Origin of the sequence: Pantoea sp. Pa-EAmG (assembly GCF_030024295.1) — a bacterium.
In the GTDB taxonomy this organism is placed as follows: domain Bacteria; phylum Pseudomonadota; class Gammaproteobacteria; order Enterobacterales; family Enterobacteriaceae; genus Pantoea; species Pantoea dispersa.
The window spans coordinates 1-7,114 of the sequence record NZ_JASEWO010000205.1; the positions used below are offsets into that span (position 1 = coordinate 1).

The 7,114-nt window shown below is 57.1% G+C and carries 4 protein-coding genes; 1 reads left to right on the forward strand and 3 read right to left on the reverse strand.

Features of this window, described 5'->3' with window-relative positions; genetic code table 11:
- Nucleotides 1–112: 112 nt before the first annotated feature.
- Both QMM04_RS19590 and QMM04_RS19595 read right to left on the reverse strand, forming a co-directional pair.
- Complete coding sequence (locus tag QMM04_RS19590) at nucleotides 113–1,513, reverse strand: autotransporter outer membrane beta-barrel domain-containing protein (RefSeq protein ID WP_282996810.1); 1,401 nt, start codon at nucleotides 1,511–1,513, stop codon at nucleotides 113–115.
- A gap of 148 nt (nucleotides 1,514–1,661) precedes the next feature.
- A complete protein-coding gene (locus QMM04_RS19595) occupies nucleotides 1,662–5,345 on the reverse strand; it encodes a S6 family peptidase (RefSeq protein WP_282996811.1) in 3,684 nt (1,227 codons plus the stop codon).
- A gap of 178 nt (nucleotides 5,346–5,523) precedes the next feature.
- On the opposite strand from QMM04_RS19595, the gene QMM04_RS19600 reads away from it, so the two are divergent.
- The gene (locus tag QMM04_RS19600; protein WP_282996812.1) at nucleotides 5,524–5,871 is read left to right on the forward strand and encodes a hypothetical protein; all 348 of its coding nucleotides are present in this window, start codon (nucleotides 5,524–5,526) and stop codon (nucleotides 5,869–5,871) included.
- Nucleotides 5,872–6,479: 608 nt separating this feature from the next.
- Here QMM04_RS19600 and QMM04_RS19605 read toward each other — a convergent pair.
- Nucleotides 6,480–6,974, reverse strand: coding sequence for a helix-turn-helix domain-containing protein (locus tag QMM04_RS19605; protein WP_031279815.1), 495 nt, complete (start codon nucleotides 6,972–6,974; stop codon nucleotides 6,480–6,482).
- Between the last annotated feature and the right edge of the window lie 140 nt (nucleotides 6,975–7,114).

The following is a 7,114-nucleotide window of genomic DNA, read 5'->3' on the forward strand; positions in this document are numbered from 1 at the left end:
CAGTCGGGGATCATCATACCCGGAGGAGAATGATCGGGATATAAGGGGCGCCATTTATGGCGACCAAACCACCCATCGCCAGCCATTCACCACCCCTTTCCTTATTATTAATTTAAAACGCCACTTTCACGCCGCTCAGCACATTCCAGTCGCTCACGCCGGGGCGATCCAGCCGCTGCTGCACCTGCAACTGCGTGCCGATCTCCACGTTTTCATGCAACTGCCAGCTGACGTAACCACCCAGTTGGGCGCTGTGGCGGGTGCGCTCAATCGGCAATCCGCGCATATCGCCGGCATCCAGCGTATTCTGCCTGCCGCTGTGCCAGACATAACGCGCGTCCAGCCCCAGCTTCACTGACGACAGCGGCTGATAGTCATACTTCACACCGCCAGCCAGGCTGTACTGCGGCGTCAGCTGATAGTTCACCTGCGCACCCTGTTGCTCGGTAAAATCAGCAATATGCAGCCACTGCACACCGGCTGCGGCCAGCGGCATCAGGCTATGCGCATCCTGCTGCCAGCGCCAGCCTGCTTCTGCGCCGATATTGCCGCTAACGGCGCTGATCCGCGCCACTTCACCCTGGGTTTCATGGCGTAAGGTGCCGCGATAATGCGTCAGCCCCAGCGGTATCTCCAGCTGCCAGCCCTCAGGCGGCTGAATGCCGATCAGCGCATTAATGCCCTGGGTTTGCATACGCAACTGGCTGCGACCCGACTGCGTATCCGACAGCATAGTCATCACACCTTTGTGCACGCCCGCACTGAAGGCCAGCGGGCTCTGTTCCGCTTCCGGCGTCCAGCGCGCGCCCAGCATCCAGCCCTGATAGCGGCTGATGGCATCGCTATCACCCTGCGCACTGCGATAGCGCTCGCCGCCGCTATAGCCATACACAAACAGGTTGTGATGATCATCCAGGCTCATCTGCCGGGCAGCGAAGTGGAAGCGGGTTTGCATGGTGTCGTTGAGGGCATACAGCATGTTGGGCAGGGCGAGATAGGTCGGGATTTGTGGCGCGGGTGTAAGCTGTGGCGGTTCCGGCTCAGGCGGCGGTGGCGGCGGCAATATGACAGCTTCGCCTTTACCGGGGTCGGGTATCGGAGCCACGACACCGGGATTATTAATATTCGGCAATCCTTCATCTTTCTCCCCGGTCAGGACCATGGTCTGTAACCGGTAATACCACAAGTGATGGCTGTTATTGCCGGCCAGCACGCTGCTTCTCACCAGGCCCGAGGTTGCCGGATTGATCTCATCAAACCACGAGCCGCGGGCGATCATTTTCCCAAGCTGTTTAATCCCTTCGCCGGTCTGGCGGCTGGCCTGCGCAAGCAGCGGCAGCTCAGGGATTTCCTGGGTTGATGGACCATGAAAGGATTCCGGTGGGTGCGGAATATTCGCAGCGTTAACGTTATTATTTTGTGATGTGGAAAATGCAGGGTAGCGCTCATCAGCGAATGCAGGAAGGCTATAACAGAACGTACTGATCACCAGCGTCAGCGGGGTAAGTTTCATATTCTCTTCCATGGATGAAAATAGCGAGAATCGCAAACCTAAAGCGACCGACTAACGTGGCAATTAAGTTTTGTCTGGTTTTTTTTCAGAAAAGCATAAAAAAGCCCGGTAAGACATGTCCCGGGCTGATGCGTGATGAGAGCCGCGATTAAAAACTGATTTTCACACCGGCCTGCAGATTCCAGTCGCTGATGCCTTCCTGCGTCAGGCGCTGCTGGCCCTGAAGCTGGGTGTTAAGCTCCAGATTATCCAGTACCTGCCAGCCGGCGTAACCGCTGTACTGCAGGCTATTGCCGCCGCGTCCGGTGGCGAAGTGCGCCGCCTGCTGGCCGTCACCAATTGCCACCCGATCGCGCTGGCTGATGTGCTGCACGTAGCGCGTTTCCGCGCCCAGCTTCAGCTTCTGGTTGAGGCGGAAGTCGTATTTTACGCCGCCGGAGAGCTGCCACTGCAGCGGATTGCGGTAGCTGACCTGTGCGCCGTCGCTGTCGGTGAAATCATTAATATCGAGCCATTGCGCATTTACGCCGGCCACCGGCGTTAGCGCATGCGCGCCGGACTGCCAGCGCCAGCCGCTCTCGAGCCCGAGGTTCGCGCCGCGCGCTTTCAGCTGCGTCACGTTACCGCGCAGATCCGTGTTGACGCTGCCGCGGTACTGCATCACGCCAGCCGGCACGGCCAGCTGCAGGCCCTGATCGGGCTGCCAGCTCAGTAGCGCACTGGCGCCTAGCGTATCAATGCGGGCGTGACTGTTGCCGTCGCGCGCTTCCGGCGTGATGCTCAGGTTGCCTTTATTGATGCCGACACTCAGCGCCAGCGCGGATTGCAGCGGGAAGCGGCTGCCAATCATCCAGCCCTGATAGCGGCTGTGGAAATCGTAGCCGTAATCCATAAAGCCGCCCACGCTGTGATAGCGGTCGTCGCCGGTGTAGCCGGACACAAACAGATCCGGACGGCCCTCTGCGCCCGCCTGCTGCGCGCTGCTGCTGAACAGCGCTTGCAGATTGTGTGTCACGCTGTGGAAGGCGGCGGGCAGCGAGATGTAGGTCGGCACCTGCGGAATCACCGCCGCGCGCACCTTACCTGGCTCCGGTTTTGGCTCTGGCTGCGGCACCTGCGGATTTTCCGGTTCCGGTTCCGGCTGCGGTTCTGGCTCGGGTTGCGGTTCAGGCTCCGGCTCCGGCTCCGGCTCCGGCTCCGGCTCCGGCAGGTAAGGTTCACGGTTATCCCCTTCCGCCAGCAGAATGTTTTGCAGACGGTAATCCCAGAACTGATCCCCTTCGCCCGCCACCAGACGCTCATCGCCACTGGCGCGGCCCGGTGCGAAGGCGTACAGACCGTAAGCCCAGGCGCCGCGCGCCACATAGCTGCCGGCCAGCTGGACGCTGTCGGCGTGCGCCTGGCCGCCGACCTGCACCAGCGACACGCCTTCAGTGTTATCCGCTGCGCCGTTGTGGTTGCGATCGCTATCGATCCAGCTGGCCTGCGGTTTTACCGTCAGCCACAGCGGCGCATCGTCCGGCTGTTGCAGATCGCCATCGATCAGCAGGCGATCGCTGGCGTGGTCGCGGAACGCGGAGTTCAGCACCAGCGCCGTGTCGCGCCCGTGGCGCAGATCGCCAAGGCGCATGGCCGACCAGCTGTCCGGCGCATTGTTCCAGCCCGGTGCCAGCGTGACGTTATCGGCGAGGCTGGCGTGATTGATGACGCCGCCGCCGGAGAGCAGCGTGCCGGCGGCCATGTTCAGCGGCGTGTGCAGCTTGCCGCTCACTTCCAGCTCACCCTGCTGCACTTCAACGCCCTGCTGGTTGCTGACGTCACCGCTCAGCGTCAGCCGGCCGTCACCGCTTTTAATCACGCGGCCCTGGCCACTGATATTGGCGCTGATGGTGGAAGCCAGCTCGCCCAGCGTGCTGACGTACTGCGCGATGTCGGCAATCAGACTGGAAGCGGTGCCGCTCAGGTTGATGTCGCCAGCCAGCGTGGATCGCCCCAGCACGTTAAGCGTGGCCTCGTCGGCCAGCGTGATGTTGCTGGTAACATGAGCGTGCTCAGCAATGGTTAGCGCGGCGTCCTGCGCCACCTGCAACTGGTTGATGTGATACGTTTTGTCCTGCCAGTCATTGGCAAAGAACACCTTCCCGGCGTGTTCCACCTGTTCGCCGCTCAGCGTCAGCACACCGTCGGCCACCGCCAGCTGATTAAGCTGCGCGCCGCCGGCCAGCTGCCAGCGCTGATGGGTGGTCACGTTGAGGTTATCGCGTGAGTCCGCTTCGCCCAGCTCGCCGAGGAACAGGCGGTTATCGCCGGTGAGATCAAGATGCGCCAGCGTCTGACCGCGGTTAACGATGCGTGCGCCGCTGTCGTTGTGCAGGATATCGTCGAAGGTCAGATCGAGGCCGTTAACGTCCAGCGTACCGCCGCGATAGCCGAAGCGGATGTTGTCAGTGCTTAACTGATCGGCGCTGTTGAGCACCACGGTCGGGCGGCCGCTGAACAGGGTGACGGTAGAGAAGGCCTGTTTACGTCCCTGCGCGTCGGCCTGCTGGTCAAGGATGACTGTGCCGTCGCCAACGTTAAGCGCGCCGGGATTGATGCCGCTGGCGTTAACGTGCAGCGTGCCGGCGCCGATTTTGTGCAGCGCATCATCCTGCAGGCCGTTAACCTGCCACAGCACGGTTTTGTCCTGGTCGACCTCTACGCCGCCGCCAGCCCAGCTGAAGTTGCTGTCGCCTGCGCCGCGCAGGATGTAGTCATTGGAAAAATGCAGGCGGCCGGCACCCAGATTGACTGACTGCGCCAGCTCGATGATGCCGCCGTCGCCGTTGAAGCGCAGATCTTTGGTGGCGTCGAGCTGTTCATTACTGGCATTGGCGGGTGCGGTTTCTGCCAGGCTGTCATCGAGCCCGTGCCATTGCCAGCTTTTGCCATCCTGCGTAATGCTGTCACCGCGCCATTCGAGGGTACTGCTGCCGCTGTCTTTAACATCAGCATCCCTGACGGAATCCAGTACCTCCTGCACATGCTTTCCATTAATTAATTCACTGGCAAAGGAATAATTGTAGGTAGTCCCCCCATAGCCACCAGAATGGACAGCGAACTGTACCCAGCGTTTTTCTACACTGTCCCAGGCAAACACCGGGCTACCGCTATCACCTCCACGGGTACCAATACTTAACAGGGAAAATGAGGGGTGATCAGGTGAAAAAATTCTCCACTTAATGTAGTCCTTATAAAAATTCGTAATGGCGCCGGGTTTAAAGGTTCCACCGGTGTTATAGACGTAGGCGCCATCGATAGGTATCAATTTACCGCTTTCTGGATCGTCGATTTGCTGATAACCCGCACCCAGGCGGGCAAATACGGTATAGCGACTGCGATTCGCTAATAATTCTTCACCGCCGATGTAAGGCGAAGGCGCGCTTTCGACGACCACCTTATTAACCCGCGGTAAATGAAAGTCTCGCGTGGGATCATTATTGTAGTTAATGCCACGGTAAGTCGGCGAAAATTTGGCTTTTTTGCCTAAATTCAGCGACAGAACATATCGAACATGTTTGGCACCTGTGACAAAAGATGGCGCGATAAATGAGCTGAAACCCTCGTCGCTGACCATGCTAAAGTCCGGCATCGGCACGTCCAGTACATAGCCGTCAAAGGTGCCGTCTTTGCGATAGAGGGGAATATCGGTGGCACCGATAGCATATTTGCCCCGGTTTTCGGCAAAATCGCGGTATTCCTGCACGTCAATGTCATGGCGCATAATCCCGGCATAGGGTGAACCGCTAAGGCACAAGGTACCAATCAGCAGCGCCAGCTGGCTTTTTTTCATGATGTTCATTCCCTGAATGACGAGGAAAATTGAGCGGGCTACTTTATAAGCACATCGGTGCATTCCCCGTTAAGCCTCGTCTCAATCTGCCGGAGAAAAGCCTGAAAATGGCGTGCGGCATGGCGCGGTGAATCTGTTAAGATCGCGGCGTTTTCTTTTTCAGCTGGTCAATAAATCCATGTTAAAAATCAAATCCCTGCTGCCGCTGCTGCTGGTTATCAGTGCGCTGATCTGGTGGCTGATGCCGCATTACAGCGATGAGGACAAGGCTTACTACATCGCGACTTTTTGTACGCTGACCCATGACGGGCGCGATAACAGCGCACAGGCGATGCAGCAGATGATTGAAGGCGGTAATTCGGATTACGCGCTGCAGAAGATTCATTTCCAGTCCGGGCTGGCGGAGCATCTGCAAACGGTGTGGCAGGATTTGTCGCCGCAACAGCAGCAGCAGGCACGGCAGGACGCGTTTGTTTGTCGTCAGTTGTTGTCAGATAAGCTGCTGCCGGGCCAGCCGGTGCGCTGAGAAATAAAAGGATTTCACCGGCCGGACAGGCACGGTGCGGCGGAACATCAGCGCGATGAATCGCGCCGCTACAATCTGTGCGGTTGATAAGCACCGAAATGACGTTTCGCACGTACCGTAGCGGCGCAATTTATTGCGCAATGTCCTGAATGGACACAGTGCAACTCAACATCAGCGCGATAAATCGCGCCGCTACAATCTGTGCGGTCAACAGGCACCGAGATGATATTTCGCACGTACCGTAGCGGCGCAATTTATTGCGCAATGCCCGGATGGGCACGGTGCACCTGAACATCAGCGCGATAAATCGCGCTGCTACAATCTGTTCGGTCAACAGGCACCGAAATGATATTTCGCACGTACCGTAGCGGCGCAATTTATTGCGCGATGCCCGGATGGGCACGGTGCGGCGGAACATCAGCATGATAAATCGCGCCGCTACAATCTGTGCGGTCGACAGGCACCGAAATGACTTTTCGCACGTACCGTAGCGGCGCAATTTATTGCGCGATGCCTGAATGGGCACGGTGCCACTTAACATCAGCGTAATAAATCGCGCCGCTTCAACCTGTGCGGTTATAAATATTTTACCGACATATCAGACGTGATTAACGTACCGCGCAGCTAATACGCGCTGGAAACTTCCCATTATTTTCGCTTACCGGATTAACAACCGGTTTTTCCTGCTCGCTGCGATTAAACCCGACTTTGCGGCACAGCGCGCAGGGATCGTCACTGCTGCGCAACAGGGCTTCGGCAGCATCGCTCAGCTGGCGTTTACGGCAGAATAGCGGCGTGCAGCCCATCACCTGTTTAAACGAGCGGGTAAAGGATTGCTGACTTTCGAAATGGTATTTAACCGCCAGACTGATAATTGGCGTGCGGCTGAATTTCAGCTCGTTCACACAACAAATCAGTTTCTTTTTGCGAATATAACGCGCCAGCGTTTCGTTATGGTAACGGGCAAACAGTTTCTGTAAATACCATTTGGAATAGCCAGATTTCAGTGCAATATCATCAATGCTCAAACGTTGATCCAGGTTGGCCATAATCCATTCGGTCACCGAATCAATCACCCCTTGGTTGTATTTTTGCTGCATCATTATGGTCCTCCAATACCTCGACACAGTGTAATTAAATTAAACTTTTTAAGCACTGGCGTAACGTAAAGTTTTATCAGGAAATGGCTTTTTTATTAATTTCACGATAAACAAGACCAGTCTTGATGACAATTAATAAAAAA